Source organism: Streptomyces sp. NBC_00631 (genome assembly GCF_045206895.1).
Taxonomy (GTDB): Bacteria; Actinomycetota; Actinomycetes; order Streptomycetales; family Streptomycetaceae; genus Streptomyces.
Genome location: NZ_CP107734.1, coordinates 6200417 through 6224017 on the forward strand (window position 1 = coordinate 6200417; position 23601 = coordinate 6224017).

Annotated in this window: 22 protein-coding genes, 1 tRNA gene and 2 pseudogenes; 9 read left to right on the plus strand and 16 right to left on the minus strand. The window is 70.0% G+C overall.

Features of this window, described 5'->3' with window-relative positions:
- Positions 1–72 precede the first annotated feature (72 nt).
- From OHB00_RS28475 to OHB00_RS28505, 7 genes and pseudogenes are all read right to left on the minus strand, one after another.
- Positions 73–1914, minus strand: coding sequence for a hypothetical protein (locus OHB00_RS28475; protein WP_406438812.1), 1842 nt, complete (start codon positions 1912–1914; stop codon positions 73–75).
- 221 nt (positions 1915–2135) lie between these two features.
- Positions 2136–2350: pseudogene (locus tag OHB00_RS28480) on the minus strand (restriction endonuclease); the annotation flags it as partial.
- A 31-nt stretch (positions 2351–2381) separates the two neighbouring features.
- Positions 2382–2732 (minus strand): GIY-YIG nuclease family protein, encoded by a 351-nt coding sequence (locus OHB00_RS28485; RefSeq protein WP_406438813.1) that lies wholly within the window; start codon positions 2730–2732, stop codon positions 2382–2384.
- A gap of 37 nt (positions 2733–2769) precedes the next feature.
- Complete coding sequence (locus OHB00_RS28490) at positions 2770–3603, minus strand: PIG-L family deacetylase (protein WP_406438814.1); 834 nt, start codon at positions 3601–3603, stop codon at positions 2770–2772.
- 673 nt (positions 3604–4276) lie between these two features.
- Positions 4277–4350, minus strand: a tRNA-Pro gene (locus tag OHB00_RS28495).
- A 74-nt stretch (positions 4351–4424) separates the two neighbouring features.
- Complete coding sequence (locus tag OHB00_RS28500) at positions 4425–5186, minus strand: Pr6Pr family membrane protein (protein WP_406438816.1); 762 nt, start codon at positions 5184–5186, stop codon at positions 4425–4427.
- A 138-nt stretch (positions 5187–5324) separates the two neighbouring features.
- Entirely contained in the window at positions 5325–6251 is a 927-nt protein-coding gene (locus OHB00_RS28505; RefSeq protein ID WP_406438817.1) for a metallophosphoesterase, read from the minus strand.
- Positions 6252–6441: 190 nt separating this feature from the next.
- Here OHB00_RS28505 and OHB00_RS28510 point away from each other — a divergent pair, with 190 nt between their 5' ends.
- Positions 6442–6909 (plus strand): GatB/YqeY domain-containing protein, encoded by a 468-nt coding sequence (locus OHB00_RS28510; RefSeq protein ID WP_406438819.1) that lies wholly within the window; start codon positions 6442–6444, stop codon positions 6907–6909.
- Positions 6910–7044: 135 nt separating this feature from the next.
- Here OHB00_RS28510 and OHB00_RS28515 read toward each other — a convergent pair whose 3' ends face one another.
- Positions 7045–9336 (minus strand): transglycosylase domain-containing protein, encoded by a 2292-nt coding sequence (locus tag OHB00_RS28515; protein WP_406438821.1) that lies wholly within the window; start codon positions 9334–9336, stop codon positions 7045–7047.
- A gap of 559 nt (positions 9337–9895) precedes the next feature.
- Between OHB00_RS28515 and wblA the strand changes: the two genes are divergently transcribed.
- The gene (wblA, locus tag OHB00_RS28520; protein WP_132856581.1) at positions 9896–10234 is read left to right on the plus strand and encodes a transcriptional regulator WblA; all 339 of its coding nucleotides are present in this window, start codon (positions 9896–9898) and stop codon (positions 10232–10234) included.
- A gap of 29 nt (positions 10235–10263) precedes the next feature.
- Here the strand turns inward: wblA and OHB00_RS28525 are convergent, their stop codons facing one another.
- Positions 10264–11661 (minus strand): ArsA family ATPase, encoded by a 1398-nt coding sequence (locus OHB00_RS28525; RefSeq protein ID WP_406438823.1) that lies wholly within the window; start codon positions 11659–11661, stop codon positions 10264–10266.
- Complete coding sequence (locus OHB00_RS28530; protein WP_406438825.1) at positions 11658–12635, minus strand: ArsA family ATPase; 978 nt, start codon at positions 12633–12635, stop codon at positions 11658–11660. Before OHB00_RS28530 ends, OHB00_RS28525 begins: the two co-directional genes overlap by 4 nt.
- A gap of 107 nt (positions 12636–12742) precedes the next feature.
- Between OHB00_RS28530 and OHB00_RS28535 the strand changes: the two genes are divergently transcribed.
- The 4 genes from OHB00_RS28535 (at position 12743) to OHB00_RS28550 (ending at position 15267) form a co-directional block, all read left to right on the plus strand.
- Complete coding sequence (locus tag OHB00_RS28535; protein ID WP_406438827.1) at positions 12743–12898, plus strand: hypothetical protein; 156 nt, start codon at positions 12743–12745, stop codon at positions 12896–12898.
- Complete coding sequence (locus OHB00_RS28540; RefSeq protein ID WP_406438829.1) at positions 12898–13362, plus strand: RidA family protein; 465 nt, start codon at positions 12898–12900, stop codon at positions 13360–13362. Before OHB00_RS28535 ends, OHB00_RS28540 begins: the two co-directional genes overlap by 1 nt.
- A gap of 184 nt (positions 13363–13546) precedes the next feature.
- Positions 13547–14422, plus strand: a complete 876-nt coding sequence (locus OHB00_RS28545) for an NUDIX hydrolase (protein WP_406438831.1) — start codon at positions 13547–13549, stop codon at positions 14420–14422.
- Between the two features lie 2 nt (positions 14423–14424).
- Positions 14425–15267 carry an MBL fold metallo-hydrolase gene (locus tag OHB00_RS28550; RefSeq protein WP_406438833.1) on the plus strand — a complete coding sequence of 281 codons (843 nt, stop codon included), beginning with the start codon at positions 14425–14427 and terminating at the stop codon, positions 15265–15267.
- A gap of 25 nt (positions 15268–15292) precedes the next feature.
- Here the strand turns inward: OHB00_RS28550 and OHB00_RS28555 are convergent, their stop codons facing one another.
- Both OHB00_RS28555 and OHB00_RS28560 read right to left on the minus strand, forming a co-directional pair.
- The gene (locus tag OHB00_RS28555; RefSeq protein WP_406438835.1) at positions 15293–16123 is read right to left on the minus strand and encodes a nucleotidyltransferase domain-containing protein; all 831 of its coding nucleotides are present in this window, start codon (positions 16121–16123) and stop codon (positions 15293–15295) included.
- Between the two features lie 92 nt (positions 16124–16215).
- Positions 16216–16890: a Crp/Fnr family transcriptional regulator gene (locus tag OHB00_RS28560; RefSeq protein ID WP_018547939.1), complete on the minus strand. Its 675-nt coding sequence runs from the start codon at positions 16888–16890 to the stop codon at positions 16216–16218.
- A 333-nt stretch (positions 16891–17223) separates the two neighbouring features.
- Between OHB00_RS28560 and nth the strand changes: the two genes are divergently transcribed.
- The 3 genes from nth to OHB00_RS28575 all read left to right on the plus strand — a co-directional run bounded on the left by nth (position 17224) and on the right by OHB00_RS28575 (position 20189).
- The gene (gene nth, locus OHB00_RS28565) at positions 17224–18165 is read left to right on the plus strand and encodes an endonuclease III (protein ID WP_406438837.1); all 942 of its coding nucleotides are present in this window, start codon (positions 17224–17226) and stop codon (positions 18163–18165) included.
- 97 nt (positions 18166–18262) lie between these two features.
- Complete coding sequence (locus OHB00_RS28570) at positions 18263–18976, plus strand: NUDIX hydrolase (protein WP_406438839.1); 714 nt, start codon at positions 18263–18265, stop codon at positions 18974–18976.
- Between the two features lie 13 nt (positions 18977–18989).
- Positions 18990–20189, plus strand: a complete 1200-nt coding sequence (locus OHB00_RS28575) for a MarP family serine protease (protein ID WP_406438841.1) — start codon at positions 18990–18992, stop codon at positions 20187–20189.
- 24 nt (positions 20190–20213) lie between these two features.
- Here OHB00_RS28575 and OHB00_RS28580 read toward each other — a convergent pair whose 3' ends face one another.
- The 4 genes and pseudogenes from OHB00_RS28580 to nhaA all read right to left on the minus strand — a co-directional run bounded on the left by OHB00_RS28580 (position 20214) and on the right by nhaA (position 23454).
- Positions 20214–20393 carry a hypothetical protein gene (locus OHB00_RS28580; RefSeq protein ID WP_406438843.1) on the minus strand — a complete coding sequence of 60 codons (180 nt, stop codon included), beginning with the start codon at positions 20391–20393 and terminating at the stop codon, positions 20214–20216.
- Between the two features lie 127 nt (positions 20394–20520).
- On the minus strand, positions 20521–21441 hold the full coding sequence (locus OHB00_RS28585; protein WP_406438844.1) for an alpha/beta fold hydrolase: 921 nt from the start codon (positions 21439–21441) through the stop codon (positions 20521–20523).
- On the minus strand, positions 21438–21923 hold the full coding sequence (locus OHB00_RS28590) for a phage holin family protein (RefSeq protein WP_406438845.1): 486 nt from the start codon (positions 21921–21923) through the stop codon (positions 21438–21440). Before OHB00_RS28590 ends, OHB00_RS28585 begins: the two co-directional genes overlap by 4 nt.
- An 80-nt stretch (positions 21924–22003) precedes the next feature.
- A pseudogene (nhaA, locus tag OHB00_RS28595) lies at positions 22004–23454 on the minus strand (Na+/H+ antiporter NhaA).
- Between the last annotated feature and the right edge of the window lie 147 nt (positions 23455–23601).

Here is a 23601-nt window from a genome sequence, read left to right on the forward strand (position 1 = left end):
CGAGCGGCGGCAATGGCGAAGGGCGCCCCGGAGGTTCGCGGGGCGCCCTTGGTGGTCGTCAGAGAAGACTGCTCAGCGCACGTCCACGTAGTCGTGGTAGCTCTCGGCGTCCACGTAGGAGCCGGACGCGAGGTAGACCCCGACCCAGGTGCCGTCTTGCCTCGCGGTGAAGCGGGCGGTGAAGTGACCGTGCGAGTCGGCCTTGACGGATCCCAACTGCGTCCAGGACTTCTTGCCCTTGGCCTGGAAGAGGATGTAGACACGCTGCTTGCCGAACGCCACCCACTTCGTGCCGCTCAGCCTCTGCAAGGTGCCGGTGGTGGTCACGGTGTGGCCCTTGCGCACCGGCTCGGGACCGGCGTTGAAGCCGGCGATCCTGGTGGCGGTGCGGTTGAAGTGCACGGAGTTGGAGTAACCGGGCTGGTAGTCCGAGGAACCCGCCGAGTACAGCCGCCAGTAACCCTTCGGCACGGCCACGTACCCGTCGAGGTTGAAGGTGCCGTCGGACTTCGTGGTGAACCAGCCGAGCGACTTCCAGCCGGTCTTGCCGTCGGCCGACTGCTGGAGGTACAGCTTCCGGTTCGGCGGCACCTTGCCGTTGCTGGCGGTCATGCTGCCCTGGATGTGCAGGTCGGAGTACTCGTCGATCCAGCTCGAACAGAAGCAGATGCTCGTCTTGTTGATGACGTCGACCTTGAACTGCGCGTGCGAGGCGGTCAGATACGGGTCGGCCAGGTAGCTGTCGGAGCTGGTCTCGACCGTGAACGTGGTGTCGTCGTACGGGATGTACGGGTCGGTGAGCGTGAAACGCCCGCCGGCACCGCTGGTCGTCGTGGCGTAGTAACCCATGTCGAGCGCGACGCCCTTGGCCGGGCGCCAGGTGCCGTCGTACAGATACTCCACGACACCGGACGAGGACGCCTTGGCGCCGAACTTGATCTGGACGCTGGAGTGGTCCAGCCGGATCCGGCTCGGGCTGACCACGACCGGCAGGGTCTTGCTGTCAACGAGCACATAGGTGTTCGTGCCGTCGGGGTTGGCGATCCAGAACGAGAGGGAGACCGGCACGGACGTGGCGTTGTCGCCGTTCAACTTCGGTGCCACGTCGATCGCGTAACTGCCGTCGGCGGCGGTGACGGCGCTGTAGGCGTACTCGGCCACCACACTCAGCGTCTGGCCGGCCAGCGGCGAGGTGTCGCCGGTGATCGGGTCGAAGAGCGAGATACGGCCGCTGAGCGTGACGTGCGTGTGCTCCACGTCCAGCGCGGCGGGACTGATGCTGCGGTCGGCGAAGACCGGCTCCGGCTCGACGTCCACGGTGGTGGCGTGCGCCGCCGAGGTGCTGTCGCCGTCGCTGTCCTGGGCGCTGACCGTCACGTCGTAGCTGCCGTACGAAGGCAGTTGCGACATGCGCGGCGAGCGCCAGACGCCGTCCTGCGGCGTGCCGGAGACGAGCGTGAAGCCGGTGACCGCGACGGTCGACGGGTCCGCGCCGTGCAGCTCCGTCAGGTCGGCGGACACCTCGGTGATCGCCGAGTCGGAGGAGACGGCGACCGTCAGGAAGCCGGCGTCGGAAGGGTCGGAGCCGACGGTGCCGAACACCGGGGCACCGGTGCCGTCGGCAGGCGCGCTGCTGCTCGGGTCGGGCGTCGGCGTGTCCGACGGAGTGTCGGACGAGGTCGGATCGGCGGGCGTCGGGGTGTCCGACGGAGTGTCGGACGCGGTCGGATCGGCGGGAGCCGGGGTGTCCGACGGAGTGTCGGACGCGGTGCTGGTGGGCGTGTCCGACGGCGTCGAATCGGCCGCCGGGTTCATGGTCACGGTGGCGGCCGGGTCCTGCCCGGGTGTGCCGCCGTCGGCCGCGTACGCCAGCGCGGGCGCGGCGAGGAGTGCGGCGCCCAGTGCGGCGGACACAGCCGCCGACACCAAAGAGCGTGTTCTCACTGCTGGATTCCCCCCACGGGAATGGCGCGGCTTCGTCGCCTCTGAGATCCGAAGGCCGACCGCGCTCTTTGTACGGTTGCTGTGAACATCACGCAACACATCGAACTCTAGTGCCTGCCTCGGACACGGGAGCAAGGGATTTGCGGAACCGTGCCCGGAGCGGTCCGCCGGTGTCAGGACGACCCGAGTGGTTCCCGCACCCCGGTGCCTGGGCTGCCGGCGCCGTACTCGGTCCGCACTTCCCACACCCCGCCGCTGACCAGATGGCGGAAGGGGCAGGCGGGCGTGGTCCCGCGCGGTGGACCGTACTCCGCCAGCAGCTGCGTCAGATCGGCCTCCACCGCGGCGCCCGCACCCCGTCCCGGCTCCACTGCCTCAGCTTCGCGGCCCGCTCCAGCCAGCCCATGACGGCGGTCGTAGTGATGCCTGGCCGCACCTCATGCTGTCCGGGCGGCAACTCCTCCTGCGCCCGCGGCAGGCGCACCGGCTTCGCCGCCCGTGCGCCTGCCGGCCCGCCATTCCAGCGCCTGGGGTTCCTCGGTGAACTCGATCAGATGCTGTCCGGCGAACCGTTGCAGTGCGTCGCGCACCTCCGCCGGGGTGGCGTGGAAGAACTCCTTCCGGCTGTTGACCTGGTTGACCCGCTGCGAGGCGAACTGCCGGTGGAGTTCCGTCTCCAGGCCGACCGCGTCCTTGCTGAAGATCAGCGCGTGCAAGTCGAACCGGAAAGGCACGGCCGCGCCGCTCAACTCGTAGACCTGCTCCAGAGGTTCGAGTCGGCGCGTCATGCCGATCTTGACCATATTCCCCGGCAGGGCGGACGGATCAGCGCAGTCCGGCGAAGAGATCATTCTCGGGTATGGCCGCGCCCGTGGCGTCCTGGACACGTACGAAGGTCTCGATGCCCATCAACTCGCCGAACCTCTCCTTGCCCATCTTGAGGAAGAAGATGTTCTCGCCCTGACTGGCGTGCGCGGCCAAGGCGTCGAACTTCTGACCGCTGAACGCGGTGGTGTCCACCCACGTGGTGATCTCGTCGTCGGGGAGGCCGATCTTGGCCATCGCGGCGGCCTCGGCAGGATCCGGCTCCGGCATGTCCTCATGAAACTCGCGCATGGTCTCGCCGAACCGCTGCATCATCGAGCGGGGCATCGTGGTCCAGTACACCTTCGGTGCCAGCGAGGTCATCTCCAGCGCCGCCATGGTGATGCGGTGGGCCTGGATGTGGTCGGGGTGGCCGTAGAAGCCGTTCTCGTCATAGGTGACGACCACATCAGGTCGGTAGTGCCGCATGAGTTCCGCGAGCCGGGCCGCGCCTTCCTGCACAGGGGTCTGCCAGAAGGATCCGGGGGCGTCGTTGCTCGGCCAGCCCATCATCCCGGAGTCGGCGTAGTCCAGCGTCTCCAGATGGCTGATCTTCAGGACGTCACAGCTCGCCTGGAGTTCTTGACGGCGCATCAAGGCGACCGCCGCCGGTTCATGTCCGGGGTCGCCCGGCTTGACGCCCCCCGGTCCGTCACCGCAACCGCCGTCGGTACACGTCACGAGAACCGTGCGGACGCCTTCCGCCGCGTACCGCGCCAGGACCCCTCCGGTTCCGGTGGCCTCGTCGTCGGGGTGGGCGTGTACCGCCATCAGCGTCAAGGGCCGGTCAGTCATGGAACAGTCCTCCTGCAGAAATACGTCGTGGTCCGAGGTCGCGATGGGCCTACCGCGATCTTGGGGCCCGGATCCCGGTGAGGCGGACGACCTTGTGGCCTCCGCGTTCCCCGCCCGTGCGGCGCCGGTCCCTCGGTCGATGCAACCGTGCAGGCCGGCCCGACTGTTCCCGGCGCGGCCGCTCGGCCGTCCAGGCGTCGGCGATCACGCGAACGAGGTACGGGCGCGACCTGCTGTCCTGCCGAAGTGCATCTGTCAGACAGCGAGCCGTCGACCTGCTGGGATACTAGGTCGTTCGAGCGTTTGAGAAGAAAAGGCGGCAGCGAGCGAGGTGTGCGTGCCGAATCCCCCGGCACGCCGGCGCAACCGGTTGTCAGTGCTGTTCGGCAGTGTATGCATGTGACGGATCGAGACGAGGAACGTGGCGCCCCCCATGTGGTCCGGACTGCTTCCGACGGCCAGAGAGCTGCTCATGGCAACCAAATGGGACGCCCTACAGCACGCGTATGGAAGCGCCGAGGACACCCCGCCGTACCGGCACCGCGTCCTTGTTGCGCCGCGCCGGTTCGGCTCCCCGAAGTCGGCTCCCCAATGGCTCCCAAAACGGAGCCACACAACAGATCAGGCCCGGCACTGATCTCTCAGTACCGGACCTGACCTGCTGTTTTGGCTGTCGGGGTGGCGGGATTTGAACCCACGACCTCTTCGTCCCGAACGAAGCGCGCTGCCAAGCTGCGCTACACCCCGGTGTCGCTGCTGTGGTGCTTGTCGCGGCGACCTCGTTTACTTTAGCCCACCGGTGGCTGGAGACGAAATCCGGTTTAGGGGCGGCGGCCGACCGGGTTCGGGCGGGTGTGGTCCAGGGCTACCAGGAGGACCGCCAGGGCGTAGAAGGAGAGGCCCAGGAGGAGGGCGTTGGCGAGGGTGGCGCGGTAGCTGTGCTGCTCGGCGTCGAGGAAGGGGTAGAGGTAGCGGCCCGGTGTCTTGGGGAGGAGCAGTTCGGCTCGGGTGAGGTAGAAGGCCAGGTAGGCCAGGGGGTACAGCATCCACGCGGCCGTCTGGCGGAGGTGCAGCCGGGCCGGCGGTGTGAGCAGCAGCCAGTCCAGGAGCGCGGCCGCGGGGGCCGCCGTGTAGAGGAGCTGCAGCGCCAGCCACTGGCCGTGCCAGGCCACCGGGGGGTGCGTCGCGCCCGTCATCGAGAACGGCGGGGTCGTGTGGCCCAGGAGCAGGTGGTAGGCCAGGGACGAGATCACCGCGTAGAGCAGCGCCGCGCCCGTCAGGGCCGAGGGCACGGGGCGGGCCGCCTGCCAGGCGCGGCGGGCCGAGGCGAGGCTGACCAGGGCCAGCAGCACCGCCGCCTGGACTCCGAAGTAACTCATGATCCGGTCGGGACTGCCCAGCAGCAGTTCCAGGGCCACGCCCGCCGACGCCAGTACTGCCGTCGCGAGGCGGAACACCGCGGTCAGGGGGCGGCGGACAGGGGCGACCACCGCCGTCGCCGGGACGTGTCCGGGCATCAGTACGGGCGTGCCCGGGACCGCGGGGAGGTCGGGTATGTCCCTGGGTATCGGAGGAGTCGTCATGCCCTCAAAGTAGAGAGAAAGGGGCATGTGCGGCATTTTGGTCTACGCCGGGTGGGTTATTCCCCGGTCCGGCCTCCGGCGGCCCGTCCTCCCCTGCCCGTCTCCGCGGCCCGGTCTCCGCAGTCCGGTCTCCCCGGGCTACTCCCGTCCCACCAGTGTCAGCAGCGTCGCCTCCGGCGGGCAGGCGAAGCGGACCGGGGTGTAGCGGCTGGTGCCGCAGCCGGCCGAGACATGGAGGTAGGAGGTACGGCCCTCCGCCGTGTGGCGGGAGAGGCCCTTCACCCGGTCCGTGTCCAGGTCACAGTTGGTGACCAGGGCGCCGTAGAAGGGGACGCAGACCTGGCCGCCGTGGGTGTGGCCGGCCAGGACCAGGGGGTAGCCGTCGGCCGTGAAGGCGTCCAGGACACGCAGGTACGGCGCGTGTACGACGCCCATCGAGAAGTCCGCCGTACCGGACGGGCCGCCCGCCACCTGCGGATAGCGGTCTCGCTTGATGTGCGGGTCGTCCAGGCCCGTCAGCTCCACCGAGACGCCCTCGATCTTCAGGACGCCCCGCGTGTTCGTCAGGTTCAGCCAGCCCGCCCCGTCGAAGCCGTCCCGCAGGTCCTCCCACGGGTTGTGGATCGCGCCGACCACCGGCGGGTTGCCGTTCAGGCCGTGCCTGCCGCTCGTCTTCTCCAGCAAGTAGCGGGCGGGGTTGCGGGGTTTGGGGCCGTAGTAGTCATTGGAGCCGAAGACGTACGCGCCCGGGAACTCCATCAGCGGGCCCAGCGCGTCGAGCACCTCCGGGACGCCCTCCGGGTCGGACAGGTTGTCGCCCGTGTTGATCACGAAGTCCGGGCGGAGGCCCGCCAGCGACCGCAGCCACCGCTGCTTCTTGCGCTGGCCGCCGACCATGTGGATGTCGGAGACCTGGAGTACCCGCAGCGGGCGCATGCCCGGCGGGAGGACCGGGACCGTCACCCGGCGCAGCCGGAACGAACGGACCTCGAAACCGGCCGAGTACAACACACCGGCGGCGCCGAACGCCGCGATTCCCAGGGGTACTCCGTAACGAGCGCGCATAAGACCATCGTGTCAGACGCGGGGAGGGGGCTGAGACCGGCCACTGCGGAGAGGAGCCCGCCACTGCGAAGGGGACCGCGAAGGGAACCGCGAAGGGGGGAGAGGCTGGGACGGGGGCGGGGAGAGGCTGGGACGGGGGGCGGGGAAAACGGTGGACGGTCCGGGTGCGGCACCTGCGACAATCGGTGCCATGACCACCATGCTCAAGTCGAAGCTGCAGGACGACCTCAACGCCGCGATCAAGGGGCGCGACGAGCTCCGCTCGGCCACCCTCCGGATGACGCTGGCCGCGATCACCACCGAAGAGGTCGCGGGCAAGGAGAAGCGTCAGCTCTCCGACGACGAGGTGCTCAAGGTGATCGCCAAGGAGGCGAAGAAGCGCCGGGAGGCGGCCGAGGCCTTCACCCAGGGCGGCCGTGCCGAGAGCGCCGAGCGGGAGAAGGCGGAGGGCGAGGTCCTCGCCGAGTACCTGCCCAAGCAGCTCAGCGACGAGGAGCTGGAGGGCATCGTCGCCGAGGCCGTCGAGGAGGCGAAGGCGGCGGGCGCCGAGGGGCCGCGGGCCATGGGTGCCGTGATGAAGATCGTCAACCCGAAGGTGGCCGGCCTGGCCGAGGGCGGCCGCGTCGCCGCCGCGGTGAAGAAGCGGCTCCAGGGCTGAGTGAGCGGAGAGCGGACCAGGCAGTACGGCGGTACGACGGTGGGGCCGCACCTCTGAGGAAGAGGTGCGGCCCCACCGTCGTGGAAGGCAGTGCCATGCCGTGCGGGGTAGTGCGGGAAACCTCCCTGGGGGAGATCAGCCCCGGTTCCCGCCGTTCCCGTTGTTCCCGCCGTTGCCGTTCCCCTGGATGAAGCCGTCGGGGAGGGAGAAGGTCGGGGTCGGGGTGGAGCCGCCGTTCGTCGAGCCGTCCGTCGTGCCGCCGTTCGTCGTCAGGCCGCCGATGAGACCGCCGATCAGGCCGCCCGTGTCGTCGCCCCCGTTGCCGTTGCCGTTGCCGTTGCCCTTGTCGTGGTCGTTCTCGTCCGGGATGTCGACGAGGTTGAAGGACTCGGACGACTTGCCCTCAAGGGCGCCGGTCATGGCGTCCTTCCAGATCGGGCCCGGGGTGTCGGCGCCGAAGACCTCGGAGTGGTAGACGCCACCGATGGTGATGTTGGTCATCTCGATGTTCTGCTTGGCGCTGCCGACCCAGACCGCGCCCGCGAGGTTGGGGGTGTAGCCGACGAACCAGGCGTTCTTGCGGGAGTCCGTCGTACCCGTCTTGCCGGCGCTCTCCCGGTCGTCCAGGCCGGCCTGCTGACCGGTACCGGAGTCGATCACACCGCGCAGCAGGGTGTTGATCGTGTCCGCGGTCTTCTGGCTCATCGCGCGCGAGCAGGTCGACTTCGGGACGGCCAGGGACTTCTGCTCGTTGCCGACCTTCTGGGTGATCGACTCGATGGCGACCGGCGTGCAGTACATGCCCCGGTCCGCGAAGGCGGCGTACGCGCTCGCCATGGTCAGCGGGGAGAGGCCGATCGCACCGAGGGCGATGGACGGGGTCTCGGGGAGCTTCGAGCCGTCGCCCTGGTGGACGTGGAGCGAGTCGGTCATCTTGACCACCGGGCACAGGCCGATGTCCGAGATCAGCTGGACGAAGTAGGTGTTGATGGACTTCGCCATCGCCCTCTTCATCTGGTACGGCCCGACCTCGGACTCGTTCTCGTTCTCGACCTGCTCGTTGTCCGTGTTGACCCACTGCTTGCCGTTGCACTGCTGCACAGGGCTCGGGTAGTTCATCTTGTACGGCGACGAGTACTCCTGTGTCGCCGACTTGCCGCCCTCGATGGCGGCCGCGGCCACGAACGGCTTGAAGGTCGAACCCGTCGGGAAGCCGTAGTTGGAGCCGCCGTAGTCGCGGTCGACCGAGAAGTTGTACTCGGTCTCGTTCTTGTTGTAGCCGTACGGCTTCGACTGGCCCATCCCCAGGATCTTGCCGGTGCCGGGCTCCACGAGGGTGGCGGCGGCCGCGACCGAGTCGGACTTGTAGACGTGGTCCTTGATCGAGCTCTGCACGGAGTCCTGCGCCTGCGGGTCCAGGGTCGTACGGATGGTCAGGCCGCCCTGGTTCCAGAGCTTGGCGCGCTCCGCGGAGGTCTTGCCGAAGACCGGGTCGTTGAGGAAGACGTTCTCGACGTACTTGCAGAAGAACCCGGCGCCCTTGACGGCGGTGATGCAGCCGTTCTTCGGCTGGGTGACGTGCAGGCCGAGCGGGGCCTCCTTGGCCTTGTCGGCCTCCGCCTGGGAGATGTCGCCGAGTTGCGCCATGCGTTCGAGCACGACGTTGCGCCGCTTGGTCGCCTCGGCCTCGTCGTTGACCGGGTCGTAGCGGCTCGGCGACTGCACGATGCCCGCGAGCAGGGCCGACTGCTGGAGGTTCAGATCCTTGGCGTGCTGGGAGAAGTAGCGCTGGGAGGCGGCCTCGATGCCGTAGGCCTGCTCGCCGAAGAAGGTGATGTTCAGGTAGTTCTCAAGGATCTTCTTCTTGCCGAGCTTCTCCTCCAGCTGGATCGCGTACTTCAGCTCCTTGACCTTGCGGCCGAGGGTCTGCTGGGTGGCCTCGGCGACCTTCGTCGGGTCGTCGCCGGCCTCCTCGATGAAGTAGTTCTTCACCAGCTGCTGGGTGAGCGTGGAAGCGCCCTGGGCGACTCCGCCGCTCTGCGCGTTCTTGTTCAGCGCGCGCAGCACGCCCTTCAGGTCGATGGCGCCGTGCTGGTAGTAGCGCGAGTCCTCGATCGCGACGATCGCCTTCTGCATGTACGGCGAGATGTCCTTGAGGTCCACCACCGTGCGGTCACGCGAGTAGACCTGGGCGATCTGGTTGCCCTTGCTGTCGAGGATCCTGGTGCGCTGGCTGAGCTGCGGGCTCTTCAGGTTGGCCGGGATGTCGTCGAAGCCCTGGACCGAACCCTTGGCCGCGAGGCCCAGGGCCCCGGCCGCGGGCAGCGCGATGCCCGCCATCACGGCTCCCGCGAGCACACTGACACCGAGGAACTTGGCGGCCTGCTGCGTGGTCGACAGACCACCGCCCGAGCGCTTCTTTGGCATGGGGGCAGCCTAATCCGTAGTCCTGGCCGTTCCGCGGGAGCGGTGGCTCTCGGGATGTTCGAGTGCCGGATCGTGACATAGAGGGCGACCCGGCCGGGCGCAGGGGGCGACACCGCCGACGCCGCCTGACGGCACGACGACATGAACGGTCTACCTTGCCATTCGCCGGACACGCGGACAGGCCTTGGCCTAAGCTGCTCTCAACTGTCACAGCAGTGCGGCCATGTATCAATACGTCCGGCGACCCCGAATCGTTTCGGAATCCACCCACTTTTTTTCGGGTGATGTGTTGATGGCGTGTCCGAATCCGCCTTGTGTGTCAGCTGGCGTCCGTTGTGGTGCACCGTAGCTGTCCCGGTTTGCCGCGATCATCACGCATGTCGTCAGCTCACTCCCGCGGGTGATCTGCCGCTTACCCATAGTCCGTTCGGGCCATTCAAGATTGGGCCCGAAGGGGGTGTTGCGCTGTGCCCACCTTCCGTAACGTCCTCAACTGGCGGCGGTGAATATGCCGCTGCCGCCGTGGGGGAGCCTCGATTCGGGAGAGGACGGCGCCGGTATGGGCTGGGTAACCGACTGGAGTGCGCAGGCTGCCTGCCGCACTACCGATCCGGATGAACTGTTCGTTCAAGGAGCAGCGCAGAACAGGGCCAAGGCGGTGTGCACCGGATGTCCGGTACGCACTGAATGCCTGGCCGATGCGCTGGACAATCGCGTCGAGTTCGGCGTGTGGGGAGGCATGACGGAGCGGGAGCGCCGCGCACTGCTGCGCCGGCGGCCCACCGTGACCTCCTGGCGCAGGCTCCTGGAGACAGCGCGCTCGGAGTACGAGCGGGGGACCGGGATCGTCCCCCTCGACAGCGACGAGGTGTACGAGAACTACGCAGCGGTGAGCTAGACCGGACCGGACTGACTGTTCTGGCTGGTCTACGGCAGCTCCGGCCGGCCGGCCGCGAGCCGGTCGCCGATGTCCCGCAGCCCCGCGAGGTCATGCACATCGCCGGGAAGCGCGGCCACTTCCACCACGGCCACCTCGGGATGGCGCGCGGTGAAGCGGTCACGCGTGCGCTGCTCGCGGGAGAGCAGCTGCATGCGCTCGGCGTGCAGCCTCAGCAGGCCTGTGGTGAGCTGGTCGACAGTGCGGTCCGGGCTTTCTGGCGAGGGGGATTCGTCAGTCATGTCCGCAGTCGTGTCCTCAGGCCCTGACGAGGGGGATTCGTCGGTCCGGGACTTGGACGGCACAGACGCGGGTGATTCTGAACTGCCGTACGTGTCGGGAGAGTTACGAAGTCCAGCTTTCCCGCCATCCTGATCCACAATGCGGGGCTCCTCAAGATTTTCCGCGGCGGCGAGCGCACGCTCGGCCGACAGTCGGTCGGCGCCGCTGCCGTGGACCCGGTTGAGGACCAGACCGACCAGCGGCATGTCCTCCGCGGCCAGCCGCTCCACGAAGTAGGCGGCCTCCCGCAGCGCGTCCCGCTCCGGAGCCGCCACCACCAGGAACGCCGTACCGGGCGCCTGAAGCAGCTTGTACGTCGCGTCCGCGCGCGTGCGGAACCCGCCGAACGTCGTGTCCATCGCGGACACGAACGTCTGTACGTCCTTCAGCAGCTGCCCGCCGAGCAGCTTGCCGAGGGTGCCGGTCATCATCGACATGCCGACGTTCAGGAAGGCCATGCCCGCCCGGCCGCCCAGTTTCGCGGGGGCGGTGAGGAGACGGATGAGCCGGCCGTCCAGGAAGGAACCAAGGCGTTTCGGCGCATCGAGGAAGTCCAGCGCGGAACGCGAGGGCGGGGTGTCGACCACAATCAGGTCCCACTCGTCCCGGGCCCGCAACTGGCCCAGCTTCTCCATCGCCATGTACTCCTGCGTGCCCGCGAAGCCCGCCGAGAGCGACTGGTAGAAGGGGTTCGCCAGGATGGCGGCCGCCCGTTCGGCGTCCGCGTGCGCCTCCACGACCTCGTCGAAGGTGCGCTTCATGTCGAGCATCATGGCGTGCAGTTCGCCGCCGCCCTCGGTGCCCTTCACCTTCCGCGGCACGTTGTCCAGCGAGTCGATGCCCATGGACTGCGCCAGCCGCCTGGCCGGGTCGATGGTCAGCACCACCACCTTGCGGCCGCGTTCGGCCGCCCGCAGGCCGAGGGCCGCCGCGGTGGTGGTCTTCCCGACACCGCCCGAGCCGCAGCACACCACGATCCGGGTGTCCGGGTCGTCGAGCAGCGGATCGACGTCGAGTGCGGGCGCGTGGGCCAGTCGGCGTGCGCCGTCCTGTGCCGGGTCCTTGGCCGGCTCCTTGGCAGGGTCCTTGGCCGGGTCCGGAGTCATGACATCCCCTGTTTCCGCAGCTCGGTGGCGAGTTCGTACAGGCCCGCGAGGTCCATCCCCTCGGCGAGCAGCGGCAGTTCGTGCCGCTCCAGGTCCAGCTCGGCGAGGACCGCGCGCTGCTCGTGCTCCAGCGCGTACCGCTCGGCGTACTCGGCGGCCTGCCCGAGCAGCGGGTCCACCAGCTGCTCGGCCTTGCCGCCGCGCCGCGCCCCGCCGAGCCCGGCCGCCGACAGCGCCTGTGCCACGGCCGTGCGCGGGACCGTCCGTACGAGTTCCAGGTCGGTCGCGTCCAACACCTCCGGGCGGACCATGTTCACGATGACCCGGCCCACCGGCAGCCGCGCGGACCGCAGTTCGGCGATGCCGTCGGCGGTCTCCTGGACCGGCATCTCCTCCAGGAGCGTGACCAGGTGCACGGCCGTCTCCTTGGACTTCAGCACCCGCATCACGGCCTGCGCCTGGTTGTGTATCGGGCCGATCTTGGCCAGCCCGGCCACCTCGTCGTTGACGTTCAGGAAGCGGGTGATGCGGCCGGTCGGCGGGGCGTCCATCACGACGTAGTCGTAGACGAACCGCCCGGCCTTGTCCTTCCTGCGCACCGCCTCGCACGCCTTGCCGGTCAGGAGGACGTCCCTGAGGCCGGGCGCGACGGTGGTGGCGAAGTCGATCGCGCCCAGCTTCTTCAGCGCCCGGCCCGCCCCGCCGAGCTTGTAGAACATCTGGAGGTAGTCCAGAAGGGCCAGTTCGGGATCGATGGCGAGCGCGTAGACCTCACCGCCTCCCGGCGCTACGGCGATCTTCCGCTCTTCGTAGGGCAACGCCTCCGTCTCGAAGAGCTGGGCGATGCCCTGCCGACCCTCGACCTCCACGAGAAGCGTCCGCTTCCCCTCGGTGGCGAGGGCCAGCGCGAGTGCGGCGGCGACCGTCGTCTTTCCGGTCCCGCCCTTGCCGCTGACGACCTGGAGCCTGCTCACGTCTTCGAGACTAACCAGTCGGCCGGACACTCACGCGGGAGGCTGTGGACAACCGGGCGTGCGGTGGCCCACGTGTCCCGTTCGTCACAGCGGATACAGTCGCCCCCATGACCAAGTGGGAATACGCAACCGTGCCGCTGCTCGTCCATGTCACGAAGCAGATTCTGGACACCTGGGGCGAGGACGGCTGGGAGCTCGTCCAGGTGGTGCCCGGGCCCAACCCCGAGCAGCTCGTGGCCTACCTGAAGCGGGAGAAGCCCTGATGAGCACCGTCGAGGCCAAGCTGGCCGAACTCGGTCTCACGCTGCCGGCGGTCGTCCCGCCGCTCGCCGCCTACCAGCCGGCCGTGCGGTCCGGCGTGTACGTGTACACCTCCGGCCAGCTGCCGATGGTGGACGGCAAGCTCCCGGTCACCGGCAAGGTCGGCGCCGAGGTCACCGCCGAGGAGGCCAAGGAGCTGGCTCGCGTCTGCGCGCTGAACGCCCTGGCCGCCGTGAAGTCCGTCGCCGGTGACCTGGACCGGATCGCGCGCGTGGTGAAGGTCGTGGGCTTCGTCGCGTCCGCCACCGACTTCACCGGGCAGCCGGGTGTGATCAACGGCGCCAGCGAACTGCTCGGCGAGGTCCTCGGCGACAAGGGCGTGCACGCGCGCAGCGCGGTGGGCGTCGCGGTGCTGCCGCTGGACGCGCCGGTCGAGGTCGAGGTCCAGGTCGAGCTGGAGCCGTAGCCGTAGCCGTAGCCGTAGCCGTAGCCGTAGCCGTAGCCGTAGCCGTAGCCGGTGTCGGTGTCGGTGTCGGTGTCGGTGTCGGTGGCGGTGGCGGGGCCGTAGCTGTGGCCAGGGCCGCAGCTGTGGCCGGGGCCCGCTGAAGCCCCCCCTCGAACATTCGCTCCCTACGGGATAGCCTCCGGTAATGGCCGATGGACAGTGGTATCCCCCGGAGTGGCCGGACCGCATCCGCGCACACGCGGCGGGCACCCTCGTGCCGGTGCCCCCGAAACGCGCGGCCACCGTGCTGCTCCTGAAGGACACCCCGGACGGTCCCGTCGTCCACATGCTGCGCAGACGCGCCTCCATGGCCTTCGCCGGAGGCGCGTACGCGTATCCCGGCGGCGGTGTCGATCCGCGCGACGACGACCACCATGTCCGCTGGGCGGGACCCACGCGCGCGTGGTGGGCCGACCGGCTCGGCGTCGACGAGGCGGGCGCCCAGGCCGTCGTGTGCGCGGCCGTGCGGGAGACGTACGAGGAGGCGGGCGTCCTGCTCGCCGGACCGGCCCCGGACGCCGTCGTCGGCGACACCACCGGGGACGACTGGGAGGCCGACCGCGCCGCCCTGGTCGCCCGTGAGCTGTCCTTCGCCGAGTTCCTGGACCGGCGGGGCCTGGTCCTGCGCTCGGACCTGCTGGGCGCCTGGACGCGCTGGATCACCCCGGAGTTCGAGAGCCGCCGCTACGACACCTGGTTCTTCGTCGCCGCCCTGCCCGCGGGCCAGCGCACCCGCAACGCCTCCACGGAGGCCGACCGCACGGTGTGGATCCGCCCGGCCGAGGCGGCCGTCGGCTACGACAAGGGCGAGCTGCTGATGATGCCGCCCACCATCGCCACCCTGCGCCAGTTGCTGCCGTACGCCACGGCCGCGGAGACGCTCGCGGCGGCGCCGGCGCGGGACATGACCCCGGTGCTGGCCCGCGCCCGCCTGGCGGACGGCGCGATCGTCCTGACCTGGCCGGGCCACGACGAGTTCACCAAGCACATACCGACCGACCTGACGAGCGGCGGAGCCTGACCATGACGGACGCAGCAGCCCTGCCCGGCCAGCCGCGCGGCGGAGTCCTCCCGGGGCCCGCCACCGCGCGGGCCGTCAACGTGCTGGCGCCCAACGCCTCCGCGATGACCCTGGACGGCACCAACACCTGGATCGTCGCCGAGCCCGACTCCGACCTGGCCGTGGTGATCGACCCGGGCCCGCTGGACGACGGCCACCTCAGGAACGTCGTCGACACCGCCGAGAAGGCCGGCAAACGCGTCGCGCTGACCCTCCTGACCCACGGCCACCCGGACCACGCCGAGGGGGCCGTGCGCTTCGCGGAACTGACCGGCACGCGCGTGCGTGCCCTCGACCCGGCGCTGCGGCTCGGCGACGAGGGACTGGCCGCCGGTGACGTGATCACGACCGGCGGGCTGGAGCTGCGGGTCGTACCGACCCCGGGGCACACCGCCGACTCCCTGTGCTTCCACCTCCCGGCCGACCGTGCGGTCCTGACCGGCGACACCATCCTGGGGCGCGGTACGACGGTCGTGGCGCACCCGGACGGCCGTCTGGGCGACTACCTGGACTCGCTGCGGCGGCTGCGCTCGCTGACGGTCGACGACGGCGTCCACACCGTCCTGCCGGGCCACGGACCGGTCCTGGAGGACGCCCAGGGCGCCGTCGAGTTCTACCTGGCCCACCGCGCCCACCGGCTCGCCCAGGTCGAGACGGCCGTCGAGAACGGCCACCGCAGCCCCGTCGAGGTCGTCGCCCACGTGTACGCCGACGTGGACCGCTCCCTGTGGCCGGCGGCGGAACTGTCGGTACGGGCCCAGATGGACTACCTGACCGAGCACGGGCTGATCCAGTCCGAGTTCTAGTTCCCGCTCCGGTCCCGGTCCTGCCCTAGTCCCAGCCCTCGGGCCTGGGCGCCTTCACGCCGTGCACGCGCGCGTACTCGGCGGCGAGCCACGGGCCCAGGTCGTCGACGTACGACCGCAGCACCGCGCCGTCGCCGACCGGCTCGTACCCCGCCTCGGCCGCGCGGCGCAGTTGCCCGGCCCGCTCCGGGTAGTAGCCGGCGAACACCTCGGCCATCTCGCGCAGATCGCTGGTCCAGCCGTTCCAGCGGGGCATGACGAGGGTGAAGCCGGTGCGGACCAGATGCCGTGACATGAAGCGCACCAGGGGCCGCAGGGCCTCCTCGGTGTCGGCGGCGGCGGCGATCCGCTCCCGCCAGCGCGGCAGCCGCCGGGCCAGGTCGCCGTTGGTCTCGCGGGCCAGCAGGGAGTCGGGGCGGTAGCGGGGCAGGAACTCGGCGAGGTCCTCCCCGAGCAGCGGGGTGCACAAGCAGGCCACGAACCAGCCGATGTCGTACCGCTCCAGCTCGCTGAGCACCCGTGCGCGGGAGTACAGCAGGGTCCCGACCCCGTCGATCTGCGGGAACTCCTTGTCGACGGCCTCGCCGAGGGCACGGGCCGCGTCCCGGTCGGCGTCGGCCGGCTCCTCGCACAGCACGACCACCACGTCCAGGTCGCTGAGCCCCGCACGCGCGGTGCCACGCGGGATCGATCCGTAGAGGTAGGCGCTGTCCAGGCGCGCCCCGAAGACGTCCAGCAGCCGGTCGCGGGCGGCAGCGACCACGGGACGGAAAACGTGCGGCACGCGCGCGTACGAGCCCTCGCGCTCGATGAAGCCCAGAGGGTCGAGACCTCTGGACGGGACCGTTCCAGGCATGGACCAACCACATCTGAGCCCGTCCGGCGATCGAGGACGAGGCCGCAGGCCGACAAACGGGGGGCCGGGGGCAGCGCCCCCGGAGACGGCGACTACCGCGAACGCTTGGCCAGCCGCTCGACGTCCAGCAGGATCACGGCCCGCGCCTCCAGACGCAGCCAGCCGCGCTGGGCGAAGTCCGCCAGCGCCTTGTTCACGGTCTCTCGGGACGCGCCGACCAGCTGGGCCAGCTCTTCCTGCGTCAGGTCGTGGACGACGTGGATGCCCTCCTCGGACTGCACGCCGAAGCGGCGGGAGAGGTCCAGCAGGGCGCGCGCGACGCGGCCCGGCACATCGGAGAAGACCAGGTCGGACATGGCGTCGTTGGTCTTGCGCAGTCGGCGGGCGACGGCACGCAGCAGGGCGGTGGCGACCTCCGGGCGGGCGTTCAGCCAGGGCTGGAGGTCACCGTGTCCGAGGCCCAGCAGCTTGACCTCGGTCAGCGCGGTCGCGGTCGCCGTACGCGGGCCGGGGTCGAACAACGACAGCTCGCCGATCAGCTCGCCGGGGCCGACGACGGCGAGCATGTTCTCGCGGCCGTCGGGGGAGGTGCGGTGGAGCTTGACCTTGCCCTCGGTGACGACGTACAGCCGGTCGCCCGGGTCTCCCTCGTGGAACAGGGAGTCGCCACGCGCGAGGGTCACCTCACTCATGGAGGCACGCAGCTCCGCGGACTGCTCGTCATCGAGCGCCGCGAAGAGCGGGTTGCGCCGCAGAACGTCGTCCACGAGTTCTCTCCTTGTCGACCTGCTCAGGGGATCTTGCTCCCCCTTGGTACCAGGGGACCGTGTTCCCCATTTTGCCGGACGGTCCAAACAGTGTGATCTGTCACAAGGATGCCGCACAGGTGTGCCGAGGTAAGCGGCAGGGGTCCAATCGGGGGCTGATCTTCCGGGTCCGGGGCGGATGTCGGTGCCGGGCTTTAGGCTGGCCGGGTGTCCAAATCGCCGGTGAGAGCACAGGCCAAGGGGGCTGGGCGGGTGGTTGTACGAGGTGATTCCGCTGTGGGCGAACAAGGGTCCGATGCCGCTGCCGCTGAGTCGAAAAAGACACCAAAAGCGGTGAAAGCCGTGAAGAAGGCGGCCGTGAAGGAGACGGCGGCGAAGGAGGCGGCGGCCAGGAAGGCGGCAGCCAAGAAGACCGCGGCCAAGAAGACGGCGGCCAAGAAGACGGCGGCTGCGAAGAAGGCTGCCGTCGAGAAGCCGCAGCCGGCCGGGAAGCCGGAGTCGCCGACCGCGCTCGTCCGCCGGGCCCGCCGGATCAACCGCGAGCTCGGCGAGGTGTACCCGTACGCCCACCCCGAGCTGGACTTCGAGAACCCCTTCCAGCTCCTGGTGGCCACGGTGCTCTCCGCCCAGACCACCGACCTCAGGGTCAACCAGACCACCCCGACGCTGTTCGCGAAGTACCCCACCCCCGAGGACCTGGCCGCCGCCAACCCGGAGGAGGTCGAGGAGATCCTGCGGCCGTGCGGGTTCTTCCGGGCCAAGACGAAGTCGGTGACAGGGCTCTCCAAGGGGCTGGTGGAGCAGTTCGGCGGGGAGGTCCCGGGGCGGCTCGAAGACCTGGTCAAGCTGCCCGGCGTGGGCCGCAAGACCGCGTTCGTCGTGCTCGGCAACGCCTTCGGGCGGCCCGGCATCACCGTGGACACGCACTTCCAGCGACTGGTCCGCCGCTGGCGGTGGACCGCGGAGACCGACCCCGACAAGATTGAGGCGGCCGTCGGCGCACTGTTCCCCAAGAGCGACTGGACCGACCTCTCGCACCACGTGATCTGGCACGGCCGCCGGATGTGCCACGCCCGCAAGCCCGCCTGCGGCGTCTGTCCCATCGCCCCGCTCTGCCCGGCCTACGGCGAGGGCGAGACCGACCCGGAGAAGGCGAGGAAGCTGCTCAAGTACGAGAAGGGCGGTTTCCCCGGCCAGCGGCTCAAGCCACCGCAGGCGTATCTGGACGCCGGCGGCCGGCCGGCGCCGCCGCTGGGCGCCGTATCAGGGACATGACCCAGGGGTCCGCTCGGGGACGGAGAACGGAACGATCAAGGAGACTGCGGGCGTTGGAAAGGGCAGGACGGGGGAGCAGGGTCGGACGGGGGATGCCGTGACACAGAGCAGCAAGGCGCAGACGGGCGGGCCGCGCGAGGGCGTGGCGCTCAGCAAGGAGGGGCTGCCCGACTGGCTGGACCCGGTGGTGCGGGCCGCCGAGACGGTCCAGCCGCTCCAGCTGAGCCGCTTCCTGCCGCCGGAGAACGGCGCGGGGCGGCAGTCGGCCGTGCTGATCCTGTTCGGTGAGGGGGAGCGCGGGCAGGGGCCCGAGCTGCTGCTGATGGAGCGGGCCGGTTCGCTGCGCTCGCACGCCGGGCAGATCTCCTTCCCCGGCGGCTCCCTCGACCCCGAGGACGGCGACCCGAAGGCCGACGGGCCGCTGCGGGCCGCTCTCCGCGAGGCCGAGGAGGAGACCGGGCTCGATCCGGCCGGTGTCCAGCTGTTCGGGGTGCTGCCCAGGCTGTACATCCCGGTGAGCGAGTTCGTGGTCACCCCGGTGGTGGGCTGGTGGCGCGAGCCGAGCCCGGTGGGGGTGGTCGATCCGAACGAGACGGCGCGGGTGTTCACGGTTCCCGTGGCGGATCTCACGAATCCGGCCAACCGGGCCACCACCGTGCACCCCAGCGGCCACCGAGGTCCGGCATTTTTGGTCGAATCAACCCTGGTGTGGGGGTTCACGGCCGGGGTGATCGACCGCCTGCTGCACTACGCGGGATGGGAGCGCTCCTGGGACCGCGAGAAGCTGGTCCCGCTCGACTGGCGGTCATGACAGGGTGTCGTTCGTGAATGTGCTGGACATCCTGTTGCTGGTCGCCGCCGTGTGGTTCGCGATCGTCGGCTACCGCCAGGGGTTCGTGGTCGGCATCCTGTCGGTGATCGGCTTCCTGGGCGGCGGACTTGTCGCCGTCTACGTCCTGCCGGTGATCTGGGACGCGGTGACCGACAACGCCGAGGTGGGCACCACCGCCGCGGTCGTCGCCGTGGTCGTCGTCATCGTCTGCGCCTCCGTCGGCCAGGCCCTGACCACTCACCTGGGCAACAAGCTGCGCCGGTACATCACCTGGTCCCCGGCCCGCGCCCTGGACGCCACCGGCGGCGCGCTGGTCAACGTGGTCGCGATGCTGCTGGTCGCCTGGCTGATCGGCTCCGCCCTGGCCGGCACCACCCTGCCGACGCTGGGCAAGGAGGTGCGCAACTCCAAGGTGCTGCTCGGGGTGTCCAGAGCCCTGCCCAACCAGGCCGACACCTGGTTCGCGGACTTCTCCGCGGTCCTCGCGCAGAACGGCTTCCCGCAGGTCTTCAGCCCCTTCGCCAACGAGCCGATCACCGACGTCTCGCCGCCCGACCCGGCCCTCGCGAACAGCTCGGTGGCCACCAGCGCCCAGCAGTCCATCGTCAAGGTGACGGGCACCGCCCAGAGCTGCGGCAAGATCCTTGAGGGCACCGGCTTCGTCTTCTCCGACCGCCGCGTGATGACCAACGCCCACGTGGTCGGCGGCGTCGACGAACCCACCGTCCAGATCGGCGGCGAGGGCCGCAAGTACGACGCCAAGGTCGTCCTCTACGACTGGCAGCGCGACATCGCCGTACTGGACGTGCCGGACCTGCGGGCCAAGTCGCTGAAGTTCTCCGCCAAGGACGCGGCGACCACCGACAGCGCGATCGTCGCCGGGTTCCCGGAGAACGGGTCGTACGACGTCCGGCCCGCCCGGGTGCGCGGCCGTATCACCGCCAACGGCCCGGACATCTACCACCGCGGCACCGTCCGCCGTGACGTCTACTCGCTGTACGCGACCGTCCGCCAGGGCAACTCCGGCGGCCCGCTGCTCACCCCCGAGGGCAGGGTGTACGGGGTCGTCTTCGCGAAGTCGCTGGACGACGCCGACACCGGGTACGCCCTCACGGCCGACGAGATCCAGCCGGACATCGCCAGGGGCCGTACCGCGAGCGGGCAGGTGGGCACCGACAGCTGCGCTCTCTAGAGCCCCTGGGGGCCCTCGGAGGGATCAGCCGCGGGTGTGGCGCAGACGTACCGAGACCCAGCGGGCCCGACGGCGCAGGATGTGCGGAATCCCCACCCTGAGGTCCGAGCCCGGCAGTTGCGGGGCCGCTCCTCGATGGGTGTTCGGGCCGCCTGTCGTACGGCGGCTGCGGGGTGCGTCACTGTAGTCGTGCGTCCAGCCCATACCCCGACGTCTGCCCCTGCCCCAAGGTCGATAACCTCCCGCACGCCCCTCAATCGGCCTATGCGCCGGGCATGTGGCCGTTCGTAGAACAGGTGTCCAGATCCGGATACCGGGCGCATCGGCGCGGTCACCGATCGGGTTCGGGGTCTTTCAGCCAGTTGACCAGCTCGGTGGAGAAGCCCACCGGGTCCTCCTCGTGCGGGAAGTGGCCGAGGCCGTCGAACAGCCGCCAGCGGTACGGGGCTTCGACGTACTCGCCGGAGCCGGCCGCGCTGCGGGTGCGGGTGACCGGGTCCAGGGAGCCGTGCAGATGGAGGGTCGGGACGCGGACCGGGCGTTTCATCCGGCGGTTGAACTGGATGCCGTCCGGCCGCGCGAGCGAGCGCACCATCCAGCGGTACGGCTCGATGGCGCAGTGCGCGGTGGAGGGGATGCACATGGCCTGCTGGTACGTCTCCACCGCCTTGTCGTCGGGCAGCCGCGGCCCGGACCAGTCCCGGATCAGCCGTCCGACCAGCGCGCCGTCGTCGGCGGTGAGCTGCCGCTCGGGGATCCAGGGCCGCTGGAAGCCCCAGATGTAGGAGGCGGCGGCGGTCTGCCGGCGGTCCCGGAGCATCGCCGAGCGCCAGCGCCGCGGGTGCGGCATGGACACCACCGCGAGCCGTCGTACCAGCTTCGGGCGCATCGCGGCCGCGGTCCACGCCAGGTAGGCGCCCAGGTCGTGACCGACCAGCGCCGCGTCCGGCTCGCCCAGGGAACGGATCACACCGGTGATGTCGAGCGCGAGGTTCGCCGGGTCGTAACCGCGCGGGGTGCGGTCGCTGCCGCCGACGCCGCGCAGGTCCATGGCGACGGCCCGGAAGCCCGCGTCGGCGAGCGCGACCAGCTGGTGCCGCCAGGTCCACCAGAACTGGGGGAAGCCGTGCACCAGCATGACCAGCGGTCCGTCGCCGAGCTCGGCGATGTGGAAGCGGGCGCCGTTCGCGGCGACGTCCCGGTGCGTCCAGGGGCCCTCCGGCCGTACGGCCGAGGGAGCGGGGTCCGTCATGAGGTCGAGCGTGCCACAGCCTCGATGGCCGGCACCTCGTCCCGGGGGAGTTCCGGGCGCGGATGCGGCTTGGCGTTCTGCAGTACGCCCGCCGTCTCCTTCATCGACGCGGCCACCTTCTGCGGGCCCTGGCCCTTCTTGGCCTTCTTCGCGAACACCACGCCGACCAGTGCGAGGACGACGGCCACCAGGACGTTCGCCGCGAAGGAGAGCAGGAAGCAGATCGCTAGATTCCAGTGGCTCCAGGTCCGAATGCCGTACGCCAGCGCGAAGTTGAGCATGGGCAGGGAGAACAGCAGCAGCACCCCGGCCGCCGAGAAGGCACCGCCGCTCGTCGCGCCCTTCTTGACGTCCTGCTTCAGCTGGGCCTTGGCCAGCGCGATCTCGTCGTGCACCAGCGCCGACATCTCGGCCGTGGCCGAGGCGAACAGCTGGCCGATGCTGCGTTCGGCACCGACCGGGCTGCCGTCGGGTGCGCTCATCGCGGTCTCCCTCTGCGTCTTCGTCGTCGTCTTCTCACACCGGCCTTGAACACCGGTCTTTTTTGTACCGTCTCGTCAGATCATGCCGGACGCTCGCCCTGCTCGCCTGCCCCGCCCGGCACTTCGGCAAGCGCGTCCCGCCCGCGGGCCCCTACGAGGCGGCCTTCTCCGCGGCGATCCTGCGGTGTTCGGCGGCCTTCCGCTCGTAGATCTCCGCCATCCGCAGGTGGTAGGCCGGGTTGTCCTCCTCGTAGACGTCCGGGATCCCGTCGAGGTCCTCGTCCCGCTCCTCGGCCTCGACCAGCCCGCGGTAGCGGTTGTTCCGTATCTTCAGCAGCACCGTGGCGCACAGGGCCGCGATGAGCGAGCCGGTGAGCACGGCGGCCTTGACCTCGTCCGTGAGCACGGCGTCGCCGGCGAAGGCGAGTTCGCCGATGAGCAGCGACACGGTGAAGCCGATGCCGGCCAGCGAGGCCACCGCGAAGAGGTCGGCCCATTCGAGGTCCTCGCTGAGCGAGGCCCGGGTGAAGCGGGCGGTCAGCCAGGTCCCGCCGAAGATCCCGGCCGCCTTGCCGACGACCAGGCCGAGGACGACTCCCAGCGTCTCCGGCTTGGTGAAGACGTCGCCGAGCGTCCCTCCGGACACCGTCACGCCGGCGCTGAAGAGCGCGAACAGGGGCACGGCCAGCCCCGCCGACAACGGCCGCACGAGATGCTCGACGTGCTCGCCGGGAGAGTGCTCCTCACCCTTTCGGGTGGTGCAGCGCAGCATCAGGCCCATGGCGACACCGGCGATGGTCGCGTGCACGCCGCTGTTGTACATCAGCGCCCAGATCACGACCGCGAGCGGCACATACACGTACCAGCCGCGGACGCCCCTGCGCAGCAGCAGCCAGAAGACGGCGAGGCCGAGGACCGCGCCGCCGAGCGCGGCGAAGTCGATCCGCTCGGTGAAGAAGATCGCGATGATCAGGATGGCGAACAGGTCGTCGACGACCGCGAGGGTGAGCAGGAAGGCACGCAGGGCGCTCGGCAGCGAGGTGCCGATCACCGCCAGCACGGCCAGCGCGAAGGCGATGTCGGTGGCCGTGGGCACCGCCCAGCCGTGTGTGGAACCGCCGCCGGTGAGGTTGGTGAGGGTGTAGACGAGCGCTGGTACGGCCATTCCGCACAGCGCGGCGACCACCGGGAGGACGGCCGCCTTCGGGTCGCGCAGGTCCCCGGCCACCAGCTCGCGCTTGAGCTCGATGCCGGCGACGAAGAAGAAGACCGCGAGCAGGCCGTCGGCGGCCCAGTGGGCGACGGAGAGGTTCAGGCCGAGGGCCCCGGGGCCGAAGTGGAAGTCGGCGACGCTCTCGTAGCTGTGGTGGAGTGCGGGGATGTTCGCCCAGAGCAGCGCGGCTGTCGCGGCGACGAGCAGCAGCACACCGCCGACGGTCTCGGTCCGCAGCGCGTCCGCCACGATGGTCCGCTCGGGCAGCGAGAGCCGGCCGAGGACCTTCCGGACGGGGGTGGTGCGGGGCGCGGACACGGGGACCTCCGGTCGGTGGGCAGGACGGGACTACTTGCCGACCAGACTTCCCGGCACACCTTTGGGATCACACTCTCTTTGCTTAGTTTACCTAAGGTGTGGTGGAGGTTGCCAGGTGGGGTTCACGGTAGGTGCAAAGAGGGCGCC

Excerpts from the sequence above, each read along its gene's own strand:
- OHB00_RS28485 (WP_406438813.1), bottom strand. The coding sequence starts at position 2,732 with ATGACGCGCCGACTCGAACCTCTGGAGCAGGTCTACGAGTTGAGCGGC.
- OHB00_RS28490 (WP_406438814.1), bottom strand. The coding sequence starts at position 3,603 with ATGACTGACCGGCCCTTGACGCTGATGGCGGTACACGCCCACCCCGAC.
- OHB00_RS28500 (WP_406438816.1), bottom strand. The coding sequence starts at position 5,186 with ATGACGACTCCTCCGATACCCAGGGACATACCCGACCTCCCCGCGGTC.
- OHB00_RS28505 (WP_406438817.1), bottom strand. The coding sequence starts at position 6,251 with ATGCGCGCTCGTTACGGAGTACCCCTGGGAATCGCGGCGTTCGGCGCC.
- OHB00_RS28510 (WP_406438819.1), top strand. The coding sequence starts at position 6,442 with ATGACCACCATGCTCAAGTCGAAGCTGCAGGACGACCTCAACGCCGCG.
- OHB00_RS28515 (WP_406438821.1), bottom strand. The coding sequence starts at position 9,336 with ATGCCAAAGAAGCGCTCGGGCGGTGGTCTGTCGACCACGCAGCAGGCC.
- wblA (WP_132856581.1), top strand. The coding sequence starts at position 9,896 with ATGGGCTGGGTAACCGACTGGAGTGCGCAGGCTGCCTGCCGCACTACC.
- OHB00_RS28525 (WP_406438823.1), bottom strand. The coding sequence starts at position 11,661 with ATGACTCCGGACCCGGCCAAGGACCCTGCCAAGGAGCCGGCCAAGGAC.
- OHB00_RS28535 (WP_406438827.1), top strand. The coding sequence starts at position 12,743 with ATGACCAAGTGGGAATACGCAACCGTGCCGCTGCTCGTCCATGTCACG.
- OHB00_RS28540 (WP_406438829.1), top strand. The coding sequence starts at position 12,898 with ATGAGCACCGTCGAGGCCAAGCTGGCCGAACTCGGTCTCACGCTGCCG.
- OHB00_RS28545 (WP_406438831.1), top strand. The coding sequence starts at position 13,547 with ATGGCCGATGGACAGTGGTATCCCCCGGAGTGGCCGGACCGCATCCGC.
- OHB00_RS28550 (WP_406438833.1), top strand. The coding sequence starts at position 14,425 with ATGACGGACGCAGCAGCCCTGCCCGGCCAGCCGCGCGGCGGAGTCCTC.
- OHB00_RS28555 (WP_406438835.1), bottom strand. The coding sequence starts at position 16,123 with ATGCCTGGAACGGTCCCGTCCAGAGGTCTCGACCCTCTGGGCTTCATC.
- OHB00_RS28580 (WP_406438843.1), bottom strand. The coding sequence starts at position 20,393 with ATGGGCTGGACGCACGACTACAGTGACGCACCCCGCAGCCGCCGTACG.
- OHB00_RS28585 (WP_406438844.1), bottom strand. The coding sequence starts at position 21,441 with ATGACGGACCCCGCTCCCTCGGCCGTACGGCCGGAGGGCCCCTGGACG.
- OHB00_RS28590 (WP_406438845.1), bottom strand. The coding sequence starts at position 21,923 with ATGAGCGCACCCGACGGCAGCCCGGTCGGTGCCGAACGCAGCATCGGC.